Genomic DNA, 17,592 nt, shown 5'->3' on the forward strand with positions numbered 1-17,592 from the left:
GAAAACCATTGATTCAGATCAATTAGCGTGAGAATCTCTATCCCTATGGGGAATACTCATTCCTACACCAGAATAGGTACTAACCAGGCCATAGATATTGATATCTATGGCCTGGTTAGTAAGTATTTCACAAGCATATATTCACCCCACACCACTAGGTAGCGATAGATTTGGCCAGACAAATTGACTCATTGACAGGCGTACGGGGCATTGCAGCCATGTGGGTGGTTCTACTTCATGGCATCTCATATGTAAGCGCCTCAGCGGTTATGCCTGGGTATGTCGAACGTGTTATCACTAAAGGCTGGTTAGGCGTCGATCTCTTTTTTATACTCAGTGGATTTGTCATCTCCTACGTTCACCAGAGTGACTTTGTTCATTTACACAGAAGTGAGATCAGCCGCTTTCTAAAACTGAGAATAGCGAGAATATATCCGGCACACTTCATCGCTACCATTGTGTTGATACCCGTCTTTTTAGGTGCGACCCTGTTTTCAGTCTACACCTTTCCTGAAGGTGCAGAATCTCAGTACACACTCAGCAAGTTTTTCTACAGTCTGTTTTTGATCAACGGCTGGGGATTTCCCAACAGTATCGGCTGGAATGTCCCTTCATGGTCAGTTGGCTCGGAGTGGTTTGCCTATCTCTGTTTCCCTTTTATTGCATTTATATACAACAAAATAAGGAACCCCTGGCTGCATTTGTTGATGATAATAACCATCTTCAGCACCATGGTGATATTGGCTGCATACCTAAACGACATGCAGAAATATATGTTGGATGAACATCTCTCATTAACCCGAATAGCTTCAGAATTTTTGATCGGATGTTCACTCTACAACATCCATGCAAAATTGAAGGATAGCCCGCTTTTCGACCTGACAGCCATCGCTGCTGCCTCCATGGCAATTATCTTCGCCAGTCTGGACCTATCCTCTTTTTATGATTTCTTGATTATCATCGCTTTTGCGACACTGCTACTCTCTTTAAGTCGCTCAGTTGGCATTGCTGCGAAGATATTCTCAACCCAGCCGCTGATTTATCTGGGTAAGATCTCCTACTCAATCTATCTGGCTCATGCAACAACCTTGATGGTGTTCAATCAAATCTTTAAGCGAATTGTTCCTCCTGATATGGGAGACGTCCTCTATTTGATCCTGTTCTATGCCATCTATATTGCCTGCTCCATCATTGCTGGCCACCTGCTCTATTCATTGATCGAGAAACCAGCGCGAAACTACCTGAGAAACAGATGGGCTGTATGAGGTTTATGCAGAGTGACTATTGTGTGCCAGCCTGAAGGGCTGATCTTAACAGTACCGGCTGAGGGTTACCGAATTTTCCGAGCGGCCCACTAGTCTCTGCCGAATTGAGTGAGTTCTCGACAAAAAACTGCGGCAGAGTCTCGAGACTCCAGCACATAAAGCCGCTCTGCCCAATCATAGACCTGCCAATATTTAACATTTGCATCTGCCTGGTGAATGCTGGAGTACCAACCCAATTCACCCGCTTCAACATTTAAGCGGGCAGCAGTACAGTTTTGCTTTGCAGCGGATGCACTTAGGAATTCATCAAGACCTTCAACATCCTCGACCTGCTCACCGAGCACAAAAAATGGCAACATCTTCATCAGCTCATCCGCACTATAGTCCAGCGGCTCTCCCAGTAAGGCACTTTCAACCTGTTGCGACCAGTAACTTGCAGTTTTAGGTTCACTGATTGGATATCCCAATTCGAACGGCACTTTATCCGGAACGATAAAAACTGAGGTGGTATATACCTGGGCTTTTCCAAAGACATCAGGGTAAGTCAGTTCAGCCATGTAGGCGGTATACCCCTCATCAGGAATGGGTACAGATATCCGATACGAGCCATCCTGGCCCACTTCCAGCAGAGTAGAGTGCCACGCCTCGTCACCAACTGTTGGAAAGCGAAAGTCTCTCCCATGGGGATTATTTGCTTGCCAAAGTCTGACTTCGAGTGGCGTCAGATCACTATGCACAACCAAACTCCCCGACTCATCATGCTCCCAATCTATCTGTGGCCGTGCAAAGCCATTAACTATCATCTGATACCATGCAGTAAGTCCCTCCATCATCTCTTCTTCATGACCCAGGAAGGAGTGATTTGTATTAGGAATAATACGTTGAAGGGTTTCGCCCGGAATTTTATCAATATAGGCTTCCGATGCATCCGGCAGAAAAAATTCATCACCAGTCACATTCAGAATCAAATGAGGCATATTAAGTGTGTGGCGATAACTCACTGGATCGATCAAGCTTCTGAGAAACTTCCCCTCTGGTGACCTGATCTCCTGCAGAATCTGCTTATTGGAATAGTTCGCCAATGCTTCTGAATAGAAACCGTAGCTATTGAAATGGTGTTCGAGCTGCTGATCAAGATAGAGGATATTGTAACCACCGGGAATTACGCCACTGACCCGCGGATCAATGGCTGCAGTCAACCAAGCAATGGCACCCCGTTTGGAGAATCCAGTGACGATAAACTGTTCGATTTCAAAACCCAGTTTATCTTCAACTATTTTTTGTGTGGTATCCATCCCTCTTACCACCGCCTTTGTCATAGGCAGATAGGCGGACCAGGTAGGATCTCCAGTCTCCATGACTTTTCGCCATGAATAAGAGACCAGTGCATCCTCTTGCACCGCTTCATCCAGATCAGTAAATGTCAAAGGTTGCGCTGGAACTTGCTGCAGTATTGCCTGAATGCTACCGCTCTGAATGGCTAACGTCCGGTATTCACCGAATGATTCAATGTCAGGTACACCACTATCACTATTACCACTATGGACAACTATATTTGCCATACTGGTGGTTATTTGATCAGGCACGATCAAGGTAAGCCAATGATTCCACAAGACTGGAGATACTTCCTCAGCACTGCGCCATTTTTGGGAATCAAGATTAATAGTGTAGACGTCAAACCCATCCTCTGACCGTTGACTCACCAAGCGGTAGTTATAGGCAGAGTCATATGCATAGACATAATCCTTAAGTGGGTTATATCTCTCGGCATGGGACGGATTGATAACAAAAAGAGACAACCCAGCAAACAGGGTGAATGATTGGGCAATCCATTTCATAACCAACTTCCTACATCAATTAGCCAGACCCTTTTATAAACAGGCGCAGCAGCTCACTCCAGAAATTTGCCGCGATTAAAATGGAGCAACTTTCCGGGGGTTCAGTAACGCTTTATGGGAGAGGTCAAGGCTTGGCAGTTCCATGCCGAATACTTCACTCCTTGCGCACATAAAAAAATACCACAGGCCAAGACAGGTGACAACCCTGGGGGAGAAGCTCAAATAATCACAAGCAAATCTGTCTGCGAAAGATAAGAGTAGATAGGGTAAAAAGGTAGAAAATTAAAGTCAGGTAGAATAAGCGACCCATCCTAATCAACCCGGTGTATAAAAAAGAGCGCCGGGTAACTATTAACCCGACGACTAAGTATGTCGTCTCAGGGTTAATAGTAAGGTTGGGCCGCCAATTTATGCGGCTTCTGAATCAGTTTTTCGATTTATCGACAATCTTCTTAATCCAGGGCATCATGCCACGCAAACGCTCACCCACCTGTTCGATCGCATGCTCTTCATTAAGTCTGCGATAAGCAGTCATCGATGGATAACCCAGTGCACCTTCGGAAACAAACTGCTTGGCATATTCACCACTCTGGATGTTCGACAACGCTTGTTTCATCGCCTTGCGACTCTCATCATTGATCACCTTCGGGCCAGTGACATACTCACCATATTCAGCATTATTTGAAATGGAGTAGTTCATATTGGCGATGCCGCCTTCGTACATCAGATCAACAATCAGTTTCAGCTCATGCAGACATTCGAAGTAGGCCATCTCTGGCGCATAACCTGCCTCAGTCAAGGTTTCAAAACCGGCTTTAACCAACTCAACAGCACCACCACAGAGTACCGCCTGCTCACCGAACAGATCGGTTTCGGTCTCATCCTTGAAAGTGGTTTCAATGATGCCGGTACGGCCACCACCGATGGCAGATGCATAGGATAGTGCCGTATCCATAGCACTACCTGTTGCATCCTGATAGACAGCAACGAGATCCGGAATACCACCACCTTTGACATATTCACTGCGTACAGTATGACCAGGTGCTTTTGGCGCGATCATGATCACATCCAGATCTTCCCGTGGCACAACCTGGTTATAGTGAATTGCAAAACCATGAGCAAAGGCCAATGCAGCTGACTCTTTAATATTCGGTTCGATCTGGTTGCGATAGAGATCGGCCTGAAATTCATCAGGTGCCAGAATCATTACCACATCCGCAGCCTTTACCGCCTCTTCGATCGATTTTACTGTAAGCCCGGCATTACCAGCCTTGATCGCCGAAGGGGAGCCTTCACGCAGACCAACGATGACATTGACACCGGAGTCCTGCAGATTGTTGGCATGGGCATGCCCCTGAGAACCGTAGCCGATGATGGAGACTGTTTTTCCCTTAATGATATTGAGATCGCAGTCTTTGTCGTAATAAACATTGATAGCCATGTTGTTTCCTTCGGAAAATTTTTAAATTGATAGTGTTAGATAGTTTACAGATCAGTTATAACCGCCATCTGCAGACGCCTGTCGGGCGAAGTTATAACCGATCATTTTACCGTTTAGGTCTGGTCAAAATCAGTAAAGCTAAAGACTTAACCCTTTTGATCCCCGTCCGATTCCAGAGGGGCCGGTACGAATCACTTCGATGATCAGCTCTTCATCCACCGCTTCGATAAAGGCATTCAGCTTGCTTGCGGCACCTGTCAGTTCAACCGTATAGCTGGTGTCTGTCACATCGATAATCTTACCGCGAAAGATGTCGACCAAGCGTTTGATCTCCTCCCGCTGGGTGCGCTCCGCCCGCAATTTGATCAACATCATCTCCCTTTCGATGTGACCACCTTCTGTCAGATCGACCAGCTTCACCACATCGATCAGTTTATTGAGCTGTTTGGTTATCTGCTCGATAATTTCATCGCTGCCACTGGTCACCAGCGTCATGCGTGACAGGCTCGTGTCTTCTGTCGGTGCGACAGTAAGGGATTCAATATTATATCCCCTCGCAGTAAAAAGGTTGGCCACCCGTGCTAGCGCACCGGACTCGTTCTCCATCAGAATAGATATGATATGCCTCATCAGACCAACTCACTCCCAGGTGACAGATACATCTCATGATGCCCTTTGCCCGCCGCAATCATTGGATAGACATTTTCTGCAGGATCAACTACCACATCCAGAAAAACCAGCCGGTCTTTATGAGAAAAGGCCTCTTTCATTGCGCCTTCAAGGTCTTCGGGCTTCTCAACACGCATGCCGATATGACCGTAGGATTCAGTCAGTTTGACGAAATCAGGGGTAACACTCATACCAGACTGGGAGTAGCGGCTGTCGTAGAAAAACTCCTGCCACTGGCGAACCATACCCATGTAACCGTTATTCAGCAGTATGATCTTGATCGGCAGATCGTACTGTAGACAGGTCGCCAGCTCCTGTATGCACATTTGGATACTCGACTCACCTGTGACAACCGCGACTTCAGCTTTAGGATGAGCCATCTGTACACCTATTGCCGCAGGCAGACCAAATCCCATAGTCCCAAGACCACCGGAGTTGATCCAACGCCGAGGCTTGTCAAAACGATAAAATTGAGCAGCGAACATCTGATGCTGACCAACGTCTGAAGTCACGAAGGCCTCACCTTTGGTCACCTTATGCAATATTTCAACCGCCTGTTGCGGTTTGATCATGCCACTCTTTTTATCGTATTTCATGCAATCCATGGCGCGCCATTTTTCAATCTGAGTCCACCACTTCTTCAAGGCCTGCTGCTTCGGTTTTTTATCACTTTCAGTGACTACCTTGAGCATGTCCCTCAAGACCTGCTTGACCGGCCCAACGATTGGCACATCGACACGCACATTCTTGGATATCGACGAAGGATCGATGTCGATATGGATAATGGTTGCATCGGGACAGAACTGTTTAACATGACCGGTAACCCGGTCATCAAAGCGGGCGCCAACAGCGATCAACACATCGGTTTCGTGCATCGCCATATTTGCTTCATAGTTACCATGCATTCCCAACATACCCAGAAAATTCTTGCCACTCCCCGGATAGGCACCCAAACCCATCAGGGTCTGTGTTATTGGAAAATCGAGTTTTTCCACCAGATCAGTCAATGGTTTCGCTGCATCATCCAGAACGACACCGCCTCCGGTATAAAAGACCGGACGCTCCGCCTCCATCATGATTTTAATCGCCTTCTTGATCTGGCCCAGATGCCCCTTAATAACCGGGTTGTATGAGCGCATCTTGATCTTATTGGGATAGCTATAAGGGATCTTGATACCAGGATCGGTTATATCCTTGGGGATATCGACAACAACAGGCCCAGGACGACCGGTGGTGGCGATATAGAAGGCTTTTTTAATCGTCTCAGCTAGATCTTCCAGGCGCTTGACCAGAAAATTGTGTTTCACACAGGGGCGGGTGATTCCCACAGTATCCACTTCCTGAAAGGCATCACTACCTATCACTGGGGTGGGTACCTGCCCGGTGAGGACAACCATCGGAATCGAATCCATGAAAGCGGTGGCAACCCCGGTCACCACATTGGTGGCGCCAGGCCCCGACGTCACCAGAACCACACCTGGTTTTCCGGTAGCACGGGCATAACCGTCTGCTGCATGTCCTGCTGCCTGCTCATGGCGCACCAGGATATGCTTCAGCTCTTTTTGTTGGAAAAGCGCATCATAAATATGTAGAACGGCACCACCCGGGTAACCGAATACATGCTCTACGCCCTCATCTTTCAAGCATTGAACGATGATCTCGCCACCGCTTAGTTCCACGTGAAGCCTCCCATAGCGCCGATTTTATTGTTCGTGCGCAAAAACTATATCGAAACAGTGCAAAATACTAATACTACTCTAACAGGTCAAGCAGATATCCCCCTCTACTATTGTTATTTCAGCTCTGCTTACTTGCCATTCGGTTCCCATGCTTCATAATATCCACCTATAGAATCACCGAATCAGACAGGGAACCCGCAGTGCTATCAAGATTTTTTCTCATGCTTCTGCTATTGATCTCAACCACGGTATTTGCAGAAACCTACCGCTGGGTAAACGAAGACGGCGTCGTAACCTATTCTCAAACTCCACCACCTGAAGCTCAATCAGAAGTGGTCAAAACCTACAGCGCACCCTCGAGCGATGCGGGCTCTGCCAAGCAAAAACTGCAAAAATTGCGTCAAGACCTTGCAGACAGAGAGGAGGATAGAAATCTGAAGAAGTCGGAGCAACAGGAAAACAAAAAAAACAGCAAGATTCAAAAAGAGAACTGTAAAGCAGCTCGGAGTAATTTGCAGCAACTGAACGCGCTGGGCAATCGACTCTACAAGGTCGGAGATGAATATCTGCGTCTCACCGAAGAGCAAAAAAAGGAGAGGATGCAGAAAGCCAAAGAGCAGATTAAAGAGTATTGTAAATAAGCCCATGCCCCTACTCAGAATCACCACTAATCAAACCATAGAGGAAGATAAGCTCTCCGAGTTACTCAAGCTCGCCTCTGCAACCGTAGCTGATATGCTTGGAAAACCTGAGACTTATGTCATGGTCGACTTCGTATTCAATCCAAATATGTTGTTCGCCGGCACCACTGCCAGCCTGGCTTATCTGGAACTGAAAAGCATCGGACTCCCCAACGATCGTACCGGGGATTTCTCAAATATCCTCTGTAAGCTGATGCTGCAGCAACTGCATATTCCGGAAGATCGAGTCTATATCGAGTTCAGTGCGGCAGAGCGCCATCTCTGGGGATGGAACGCCACAACCTTCTAAATCACGAACACCTGGATCGGTTCCACCTGCCCCCATAACTGCACCTAAAACAACATCAGCCAGCCCAGTGGCGCTGTTATCTGATTTCCCGTTTTGGAACCCGTAAACCGGGGTATGTCTTGATCACTAGCAGTCGATGACAGTTTCGAAACATTGGGACAACCCGCCCAATTTCAACCAAATATTATTGATTTTTATCAATAACAACAAACACTTACAATTCACATTGTTTTTGCGATGCATCAATGACCCGAGGCGTACTTGAACCCTATAGTCGCCACTGAACGGTATTCATCTTCTCTCTCCGCGGACTCTTGAAGACCGTTCACGCTGACTGGGCCGAGTGTCTGATTTACCGAATATCCGTCCGGCAAATCACCTGTTTAAAACGGCATAAAGCCCAGTTGGCAACTCAATCAAAATCTTTATGCAGTGATAATGCTTATCATTCAAACAGTTAGGATACTGGCCTAAAGATTGCTGAAACTGAGCCACATTCAATAAGCAGGAGGCATCGCATGCTGGATCCGACGATGATTGAGCTGTCACGCTGGCAGTTCGCACTCACGGCGCTTTATCACTTTCTATTTGTACCCTTAACCCTCGGAATGACCTGGATACTGGTAATCATGGAATCGGTATATGTCATGACCGGTAAAGAGATCTACCGTGACATGACTAAATTCTGGGGAAAACTTTTCGGCATCAATTTCGCCCTGGGTGTCACCACCGGTCTGACCATGGAGTTCCAGTTTGGAACCAACTGGTCTTACTACTCCCACTATGTTGGCGATGTCTTTGGCGCCCCCCTCGCCATTGAAGGATTAATGGCCTTTTTTCTGGAATCGACCTTCATCGGCCTCTTCTTTCTGGGCTGGGAGCGTCTTAGTAAAAGACAACACCTGGGGGTCACTTTCCTGACTGCGATAGGCACCAACCTTTCTGCTCTTTGGATATTGGTAGCCAACGGCTGGATGCAGAATCCTATCGGCGCAGAGTTCAGCTATCAGACCATGCGCATGGAGATGACCAGCTTTGCTGAGCTGGTACTCAACCCGGTGGCACAGGTCAAATTCATCCACACAGTGGCAGCAGGCTATGTAACAGGTGCCATGTTCGTGATGGGCATCTCAGCTTATTACCTGCTTAAAGGCAGAGATCTTGAGTTTGCCAAACGCTCATTCACGGTGGCGGTCGGATTTGGACTCGCTTCGGTACTCTCAGTAATCGTTCTCGGTGATGAATCGGGATATGAACTTGGCGATGTACAGAGGAGCAAGTTGGCTGCCATAGAAGGTGAATGGGAGACCCATGAACCCCCGGCCGGTTTCAACCTGATTGGTTTCCCCGACCAGGAGGCACAGCAGACTCATGGCGCAATTAAAGTGCCCTGGGCACTTGGCCTGATCGCAACCCGTTCTGTTGATGAGGAGGTGATCGGCCTGAAAGATATCATGCATGACAACGAAGCCCGCATCCGCTCTGGCATGAGGGCCTATAACTATCTGCAACGTCTACGCAATGGAGATACCAGCGAAGCAAATATTGCCCTCTTCGAAGAGTACAAAGCAGACCTGGGTTATGGGCTCCTGCTAAAAGCGTTCACGCCTAATGTAGTCGATGCGACAGATGAGCAGATTAAGGAGGCGGTAAAGATGAGCATTCCTTCTGTAGCCCCTCTGTTCTGGACTTTCCGCATCATGGTTGCAATAGGCTTTACCTTACTGTTCATCATCGCTGCAGGTTTCTACTACAACGCACGTCGGGAAATTGAGCAGAAACGCTGGTTGTTACGCTTAACCCTGTGGAGTATTCCTCTGCCATGGATTGCAGTGGAGACAGGTTGGTTCGTCGCAGAGTTCGGTCGACAGCCCTGGGCTATCGGAGAGGTACTGCCCACCTTTCTCGCAACCTCAACTCTCACTGTGAACGATTTGATATTCAGTATGGTCGGCTTCATCGGTTTCTACACCTTTCTCCTTGTAATCGAAATGTGGCTGATGTTCCGCTTTGCCCGCCTCGGCCCCAGCTCACTGCACACCGGCCGTTATCACTTTGAATCCGGCGTCAGCGTCACACAGTAATAGAGGAGTTAGCGAGATGTTAATCGATTATGAAACACTGAAACTCATCTGGTGGCTCTTTGTCGGAGTGCTGCTGATCGGTTTTGCCATTACCGACGGTATGGATATGGGGGTCGGTAATCTTCTCCCTTTCGTCGGTAAAACAGATGATGAAAGACGCCTGATGATCAATACGGTCGGGCCCCACTGGGATGGTAATCAAGTATGGCTGATCACTGCTGGCGGTGCGATTTTTGCTGCCTGGCCCGTAGTCTATGCAGCAGCCTTTTCTGGCTTTTACGTTGCCATGTTACTGGTATTGTTCGCCCTCTTCTTCCGCCCTGTAGGCTTTGACTACCGCAGTAAACTGGGAGACGCACGGTGGCGTAAAGCCTGGGATTGGGGGTTATTCATCGGAGGCGCTGTCCCCTCTCTGGTGTTTGGGGTTGCTTTTGGCAATCTACTGCTCGGTGTTCCTTTCCATCTGGACGAACTGATGCGCGCTTACTATACCGGTGGATTTTTTGAACTCTTGAATCCCTTCGCACTGTTAGCAGGTATCGTCAGCTTCTCCTTGCTGACCATGCATGGTGGCATATGGATTCAAATGCGCACCAGCGGAGAAATAACTGAACGAGTCAAAGGCTGGATTCTTTGGACAGGTATTGCCGCAATGACTGCTTTTGCCCTGGCAGGTATCTGGTTGATTATGGGTATTGAAGGGCTGGCCATAGTATCTCAACCACCACTGGATGCCTTACCTGACCCACTGGCGAAAACTGTAGAGTTATCTCCTGGCGCATGGTTGAAGAATTATGGCGACTATCCGATTACCATGATTTTTCCTGCACTCGGTTTTCTGGGTGTCATTATGACTATCATCATGTCTCGAAGTGACCGTCCAGGCTGGGGCTTTTTTAGCAGCTCCCTGGCAATAAGTGGCGTAATCATGACCGCAGGGATATCACTCTTTCCCTTCGTAATGCCTTCCAGCACCCATCCGGGCAGCAGCTTGACAGTATGGGACGCCCCATCGAGTCATCTGACGCTTACAGTTATGTTTTGGGCGGTATTGATCTTCCTGCCCATCGTCATCAGCTACACCATCTGGAACTATCGAAAGATGTGGGGGCGACTCTCTATTGAGGAGATGCGAGCACGTACTTCAGCCTATTAATTTTTTACATCGTTCAAAAACCTGAGGAGAAAATCTTATGTGGTACTTCACTTGGATTCTGGGTGTGCTGTTGGCACTCTCATTGGGAATTATCAATGCCATGTGGTACGAGGCTCAGTATCCTGAACCCCGACCGGGGAGATTAAGCCCCTAATTAAGCACCTGACCGGAACTGGTTCAGGGAAAAAACCAGACCGGGCCGAGCTGTTTATGTGTCGCGGTCGTAACCGTCATCACGGAACTAAAGATGCATAAACAAAACTTACTGGCCGTAAAGACCAGTATCAGGGTCTCCGCGTGGGCCCTGATACTGCTACTATCCCCCTTCACACAAGCAAGTGACGATCACGCCACACCGCACAACGTTGATAGTGATATGAATTTCCGTATTGTTGAGGATACTGGCCCCAGTATTCGCGACGATGGGGAATCAACTGCAGACCATACAAAATTCGAGGTTCTTCAAAAGGATTTCACTAGCGGCCCTGAAGTGACTGAAGCCTGTCTCTCATGTCATACAGAAGCGGGCCGACATTTCATGAAGTCGATTCATTGGACCTGGGAGTATGAGCATCCAGAAACCGGCCAGAAGCTGGGTAAGAAGACCCTCATCAATACCTTCTGCACCAACTCCAAGGGTAATGAGGGCATGTGCGCCCAGTGTCATGCCGGATATGGCTGGAAGGATGACACCTTCGACTTTACAAAACAGGAGAACATCGACTGTCTGATCTGTCACGATCGCACTGGAACCTACTACAAGACACCAAACTCTAGCGGCAACAAAGCCTGTTCGATCATGTTCGAAGGCAAGCAACCGATTCAATGGAGCAAGGTAGCGCAAAGCGTCGGCAAACCAGGCCGTGAAAACTGCGGCTCCTGCCACTTCTACGGCGGTGGTGGTGATGGGGTAAAACATGGCGACCTCGACTCATCTCTGAAAAAACCGAGCAAGGAGCTGGATGTACACATGGATGCTGAAGGCCTGAACTTCGCATGTACTACCTGCCACGTCACCCGCCAGCATCTATGGGCTGGCAGCCGCTACAATGTGATTGCCCACGACACTGAAGGTTTAGGGCTACCGGGTGAACGCCGGGATGTCGCAACCTGTGAATCCTGCCACAGCGAAACCCCCCATGATTACAGTGACCTGGTAGGCGCAAAACTGAATGGCCATACCGACAAAATCGCCTGTCAAACCTGTCATATTCCAACCATTGCCCGGGGTGGAGTAGGCACATTGACTGACTGGGATTGGCGCACAGCAGGCAAGACCAAAGATGGTGAGGGCTTTAAAGAGAAGAACTATACCCAGGGTAACGGCGCCCATCGTGCTACCTATAAATCGATCAAAGGTAACTTTGAGTATGGCGAAAACCTGACACCCTACTACGACTGGTTCGATGGTCAAATGGTATACACAACCATTGAGACCAAGTTCGATCCTGAAAAGGGCCCTGTTGAGATCAACGGCTTTAAGGGATCACACGATGATGGTAAATCCCGCATCTGGCCCTTTAAACGAATGCATACCACCCAGCCTTACGATAAAGGCAACAACACCATGGTCTACATGCATCTGTGGGGGGATGATGACGATGCCTATTGGGGTAACTACGATTTTGGTCGTGCTATCAAAGTGGGTATGGAGAAAAACAACATCCCTTACAGTGGAGAGTTTGGATTTGTTGAGACCTACTCCTTCTGGCCAATCACCCATATGGTTGCGCCCAAGGATGACGCCATGGGTTGTTCAGACTGTCACAGCAAAGGGGGTCGACTGGAGGGATTGAACGGCTTCTACATGCCTGGTCGAGACAATTTTTTCTGGCTCGATATTTTAGGTTATCTCGCACTGGGAGGTGCATTGCTTGGTGTTCTGTTGCACGGACTGTTGCGCAAGATATTCAGCAAAAAACAACAGCAGAGGAGTGCATAATGGCCAGTCAAACTCACAACCCAAACCAGAACACCAAGATCAAGACCCGTGGCGAAAAACACTATGTAATGATCTATAGCCGTTACGAGCGTTTTTGGCACTGGTCTCAAGCTTTTCTGATTTTCACACTTTTCTACACCGGACTGGGGCTGCATGGCACCCATGACATGCTCGACTTCAAAACAGCAGTCGTGATACATACCTATGGGGCGATTGCCTTGATCCTGTTATGGATCTTCACCACCTTCTGGAATTTCACAACAGGTCAGTGGCGTCAGTATCTTTTCAAAGAGGGCGTTCTCAAAGTAATACGTTTTTACGCTTATGGCATATTGGTGGGTGAACCCCATCCCTACAAGAAGGGCCTGCAGCGTAAGCAAAATGCCCTTCAATCTCTTGCTTACATGGCATTCATGGTTCTCATCGGCCCCGCTCTATGGGCATCCGGTATCGTCTACATGTTTTATGATCTGTGGAGTACCTACAGTTGGTCAGGACAAGGCTTGACCCTGATTGCCTTTGTCCATACCGCTGCTGCATTTCTCATGGGCACCTTCGTGATCATTCATATCTACATGACCACTACAGGTAAAACACCAACCCACTATATCAAGACCATGGTAACCGGTTACGACAATATTGAGTTGACCGAAGCAGAAGCTGCCTATATCGAAGAGACCCATGCGATTGCCATGAAAGATAACAAGTAGATTTAAAACATTTACAAACAATCGGGAGTTCATAAAAACTCAGGATGAGTTTTGCTGCAAGTGGTTTGCGGCTCACTACAGACAATCTGTTCAGCACTATTGCTTGTAGTGAGCCGAAGCCTGGCTGAGACCATATCGAACTCAAAACAGAATAGAGACTACAAAGCGTCATGAAACAGGGCACAGACTGGCTTAAGAGGCAAAAAAGCCTTGCTGGAAATGCGCTGATATTGGCAACCGTACTAGGCACTGCTTCTGGCTGGCTGGTGATCATCCAGGCCTGGCTGCTGTCGATAGTGGTTTCAGGGGTCATCATTGAAGCTCATCCCCTGCAAGAGCTGATGCCCTGGCTGTGGGGAATGTTGCTTGTTTTCATTTTCAGAGTGATCCTGATTTGGGCTTCTGAACAGAGTGCCTTCCTGGCCGCCAGTCGGGTCAAACTCACTCTGAGACAAACTCTGCTCGATCAATTAAGACGACTCGGCCCTGCTTATCTGGCCAACCAACGCAGTGGTGAGTTAACCAATACTTTGACCGATGGCATCGAAGCGTTGGAGGCCTACTACGCCCGCTTCATACCTGCCATCTCATTAATGGCTCTGGTACCCCTTTCAATTCTGGTATTTGTGTTTCCTATCGATTGGGTTTCTGCACTTGTGATGCTGGGTACAGCACCATTGATCCCGCTGTTTATGATTTTAATCGGACATGGTGCAGAGCGCAGGAACCAGCAACAGTGGCGAAAGCTCGCAAAAATGAGCGGCCACTTCCTCGACACCATTCAGGGACTGACCAGTTTAAAGCTTTTCAATGCCAGTCGTCGTGAAGCTGAAGTGATCGGCAAAATTTCCGATGAATATCGTCACTCCACCCTGGCTGTACTGCGGATTGCCTTTCTCTCCTCATTCGCCCTCGAGTTCTTCTCCACCATAAGCATTGCCATAGTCGCTGTACTGGTCGGTTTCCGACTCTACTGGGGAGAGCTGGATTTTGTCTATGGTCTCTTCATACTCTTGCTAGCGCCTGAGTTTTATCTACCTTTGCGTAATATGGGACAACACTACCATGCAAGAATGGATGCTATCGGTGCCGTAGAGGGCATGATGCAGATTTTGCAGGCAGAACCGGAAGCCATCAGAGAGGCAGGTGGATCAAAATATTTAGACACTCCAATAGGGCTGACTTTCGAGGATATTGGTTATAGTTACGGGGATGGTCGTCTGGCACTGAACAGGATTGACTTCAGCCTGCATCCAGGAGAGCAAGTTGCTTTGGTCGGCCCGAGCGGTGCAGGCAAAACTACTCTGCTCAACCCGATCCTGGGATTCAATCAACCCACCCGGGGACGAGTCATGGTCAATCATCAACCCTTGGATCAGATTGACCTGGCTGCATGGCGTCAGAAGCTCATCTGGTTACCACAAAGATCACATCTGTTTCACGGTTCCGTGCTCGATAATATCCGTCTTGCACAGGCCGATGCGGAGATAGAGCAGGTCAGGCATGCGGCATCACTGGCCCGCGCAGACGATTTCATTACCACCCTGCCTGATGGCTATCAGACCATCATCGGAGAGGGGGGACATGGGTTATCAGGAGGTGAAATACAGCGCATTGCACTGGCAAGAGCTTTCCTTAAAGACGCACCCTTGGTAATCCTCGACGAAGCAACAGCAAGTCTTGACCTGGAGAGCGAGCAGTTGATCCAGGAAGCGATAAACCAGCTTGCTGAAAATCGAACTCTGCTGATCATCGCCCACAGGTTGAAAACAGTTGAGCGCATGTCCCGCATCCTGGTTATGGATGAAGGTTGTTTGGTAGAGCAAGGTAATCATCAATCCCTGATTGAACAACAAGGTGTCTACCACGGCTTGGTTATGGCCTCTCAAGGCAGACCGATATGAAGCCGGTATGGCGTCTATTGTTATTGATGAGACCGGTAATGGGCTGGATGATCCTTGGCGGTCTGCTCTCCTTTGCCACCCTGATCGCAAATGTCACTCTGATGGCAACCTCAGGGTGGTTTATTGCTGCTATGGCGTTAGCTGGGGTTCATGGCATTACCATGAACTATTTCACTCCCGCTGCAATTATCCGCTTCAGTGCCATTGTGCGAACAATGGGGCGTTATGCAGAACGATTGGTTACCCATAGCGCAACACTGCAGATCCTCTCGCAACTGCGTGTCTGGTTCTATGAGCAGATAGAGCCTTTAGCGCCAGCAGGCTTGGAATCATTTCGTAGTGGTGACCTGCTGAGTCGCATCCGTGCTGACATCGACACCCTGGATCAGTTCTACCTGAGGTTGCTTCTCCCTGTGGCTGTGGCACTGACTTCGACTCTGGTATTCCTGCTATTTCTGGCGCTGTTCGACCCTCTACTGGTGATCATAGAGGCGACTCTGCTGATAACCGCCGGTGTTGGACTACCCCTGTTAAGCAATCGTCTCTCATCGTTCAGTAGCCACCGTATAAATCAGCTCAACAGTAAATTGAGAATGCAGTTGGTTGATGATCTACAAGGTATGGGAGAACTCCTGGTCGACGGTGCAGATAAAAGACACACCCTCTATCTGGCAGAGTTGAGTGAAGAGCTGGCCCTGCATCAAAAACGCATCAGCCAGATCAATGGACTCAGCCAGGGTATGGTGGGTCTATGCGCCAACCTGGCGATGTGGCTGATTCTGATCTATGCCATTCCCATGGTGCAACAGGCTGAGTTACCGCCAGCACAACTGGCCATGCTAGCACTATTTACCCTCGCCAGTTTTGAAGCGGTTGCCCCGCTGCCCCTCGCCTTTCAATCTCTCGGCGAGCAACTGGCTGCTGCCAGGCGGATTTTCAATCTGGTCGATCGCCAGCATATGGTCCAGGAACCGATTCAAGAGATGCCACTCACCACAGACCTGACCTTAAATCTGTTCAATATCAGCTACCACTATCCTCAACATCAAGCTGGTATCGATGACATCTCTCTACTACTCTCACCCGGTAAAAAGATTGCCCTGCTTGGTGCGAGCGGTTGCGGTAAAAGCACCTTGGTACAGCTTCTGTTGAAATTCAGAAGCCCGGACAAAGGCCGTCTCTCTCTTGGGGGTATCAGATACGAGCAATTGAGTGGCGAAACTGTTCGCTCACACATTTCCGTCTCGGCGCAACAGACCCACCTGTTCAACACGACCATCCGCAACAACCTGCTACTGGCTCAACCTGATGCAGACCTGCAGCAGCTTAAAGCCGTCTGTCGGCTTGCCATGATTCACGACTTTGTCGAGGCTCAGCCGGAAGGCTATGAAACCGTGGTAGGAGAATTAGGCGTGAGGCTCTCACTTGGTCAGGCACGCCGTTTGACAGTTGCCCGGGCGCTACTGAAACAGGCACCACTGCTGATACTTGATGAACCTACAGAAGGGCTTGATAACCTGACCGCACAACAGATGAGAGACAACATCATTCAACAATGCCCTGAGCGCGGCATACTTTGGATCACCCATAACCTCTCAGGTCTGGAAGCGATGGATGAGATTCTCATTATGCAGAAGGGACACATTGTCGAACGGGGTAAGCCAGCAGACTTAGTCACAAAGGGTGGTCTGTACATGCGAATGCAGGATCATCATCGATCACTATCATTAATTCAAAAACCTTGAGCCACTGAATAGGCTGGATCGAGCAAATATAAACTTTCCTGTTTACTCTCTAAAGTCAGCTACTGTGATAGTCAACAAACCCTAGTCTGTTAGATCTGGCTTTTGTGGTGGGGCATGGCCCCACACTACCTGCTTGGATACGGTGTAGGGTGGGGCCATGCCCCACCAA

The 17,592-nt window shown here is 48.7% G+C and carries 14 protein-coding genes; 10 read left to right on the forward strand and 4 right to left on the reverse strand.

Going from position 1 to position 17,592, the window contains the following annotated elements; translation table 11 throughout:
* The first annotated feature begins 170 nt into the window (after nt 1-170).
* Nucleotides 171-1,265, forward strand: coding sequence for an acyltransferase family protein (locus AC4IE7_RS09230; protein WP_490776539.1), 1,095 nt, complete (start codon nt 171-173; stop codon nt 1,263-1,265).
* An 89-nt stretch (nt 1,266-1,354) separates the two neighbouring features.
* Here AC4IE7_RS09230 and AC4IE7_RS09235 read toward each other — a convergent pair whose 3' ends face one another.
* The 4 genes from AC4IE7_RS09235 to AC4IE7_RS09250 all read right to left on the reverse strand — a co-directional run bounded on the left by AC4IE7_RS09235 (nt 1,355) and on the right by AC4IE7_RS09250 (nt 6,892).
* Complete coding sequence (locus AC4IE7_RS09235; protein ID WP_490776540.1) at nt 1,355-3,103, reverse strand: PhoPQ-activated protein PqaA family protein; 1,749 nt, start codon at nt 3,101-3,103, stop codon at nt 1,355-1,357.
* Nucleotides 3,104-3,527: 424 nt separating this feature from the next.
* Complete coding sequence (gene ilvC, locus AC4IE7_RS09240; RefSeq protein ID WP_490776553.1) at nt 3,528-4,538, reverse strand: ketol-acid reductoisomerase; 1,011 nt, start codon at nt 4,536-4,538, stop codon at nt 3,528-3,530.
* A gap of 144 nt (nt 4,539-4,682) precedes the next feature.
* Entirely contained in the window at nt 4,683-5,174 is a 492-nt protein-coding gene (gene ilvN, locus AC4IE7_RS09245; protein ID WP_490776541.1) for an acetolactate synthase small subunit, read from the reverse strand.
* Nucleotides 5,174-6,892 carry an acetolactate synthase 3 large subunit gene (locus AC4IE7_RS09250; RefSeq protein ID WP_490776542.1) on the reverse strand — a complete coding sequence of 573 codons (1,719 nt, stop codon included), beginning with the start codon at nt 6,890-6,892 and terminating at the stop codon, nt 5,174-5,176. Before AC4IE7_RS09250 ends, ilvN begins: the two co-directional genes overlap by 1 nt.
* A gap of 221 nt (nt 6,893-7,113) precedes the next feature.
* On the opposite strand from AC4IE7_RS09250, the gene AC4IE7_RS09255 reads away from it, so the two are divergent.
* The 9 genes from AC4IE7_RS09255 to cydC all read left to right on the forward strand — a co-directional run bounded on the left by AC4IE7_RS09255 (nt 7,114) and on the right by cydC (nt 17,423).
* The gene (locus AC4IE7_RS09255) at nt 7,114-7,533 is read left to right on the forward strand and encodes a DUF4124 domain-containing protein (protein WP_490776543.1); all 420 of its coding nucleotides are present in this window, start codon (nt 7,114-7,116) and stop codon (nt 7,531-7,533) included.
* Between the two features lie 4 nt (nt 7,534-7,537).
* Nucleotides 7,538-7,882 carry a phenylpyruvate tautomerase MIF-related protein gene (locus AC4IE7_RS09260; protein ID WP_490776544.1) on the forward strand — a complete coding sequence of 115 codons (345 nt, stop codon included), beginning with the start codon at nt 7,538-7,540 and terminating at the stop codon, nt 7,880-7,882.
* A gap of 518 nt (nt 7,883-8,400) precedes the next feature.
* A complete protein-coding gene (locus tag AC4IE7_RS09265; protein WP_490776545.1) occupies nt 8,401-9,966 on the forward strand; it encodes a cytochrome ubiquinol oxidase subunit I in 1,566 nt (521 codons plus the stop codon).
* A gap of 16 nt (nt 9,967-9,982) precedes the next feature.
* Nucleotides 9,983-11,122 carry a cytochrome d ubiquinol oxidase subunit II gene (gene cydB / locus AC4IE7_RS09270; RefSeq protein ID WP_490776546.1) on the forward strand — a complete coding sequence of 380 codons (1,140 nt, stop codon included), beginning with the start codon at nt 9,983-9,985 and terminating at the stop codon, nt 11,120-11,122.
* 37 nt (nt 11,123-11,159) lie between these two features.
* On the forward strand, nt 11,160-11,276 hold the full coding sequence (gene cydX / locus AC4IE7_RS09275) for a cytochrome bd-I oxidase subunit CydX (RefSeq protein ID WP_490776547.1): 117 nt from the start codon (nt 11,160-11,162) through the stop codon (nt 11,274-11,276).
* 93 nt (nt 11,277-11,369) lie between these two features.
* Nucleotides 11,370-13,064: a tetrathionate reductase family octaheme c-type cytochrome gene (locus tag AC4IE7_RS09280; protein WP_490776548.1), complete on the forward strand. Its 1,695-nt coding sequence runs from the start codon at nt 11,370-11,372 to the stop codon at nt 13,062-13,064.
* Nucleotides 13,064-13,774, forward strand: coding sequence for a cytochrome b/b6 domain-containing protein (locus tag AC4IE7_RS09285; protein WP_490776549.1), 711 nt, complete (start codon nt 13,064-13,066; stop codon nt 13,772-13,774). Before AC4IE7_RS09280 ends, AC4IE7_RS09285 begins: the two co-directional genes overlap by 1 nt.
* 170 nt (nt 13,775-13,944) lie before the next feature.
* On the forward strand, nt 13,945-15,678 hold the full coding sequence (gene cydD, locus AC4IE7_RS09290) for a thiol reductant ABC exporter subunit CydD (RefSeq protein ID WP_490776550.1): 1,734 nt from the start codon (nt 13,945-13,947) through the stop codon (nt 15,676-15,678).
* On the forward strand, nt 15,675-17,423 hold the full coding sequence (gene cydC, locus AC4IE7_RS09295; RefSeq protein WP_490776551.1) for a thiol reductant ABC exporter subunit CydC: 1,749 nt from the start codon (nt 15,675-15,677) through the stop codon (nt 17,421-17,423). The genes cydD and cydC overlap by 4 nt, the downstream gene beginning before the upstream one ends.
* Nucleotides 17,424-17,592: the final 169 nt, after the last annotated feature.

The organism is Candidatus Thiodiazotropha sp. AKAK3 (assembly GCF_058244645.1).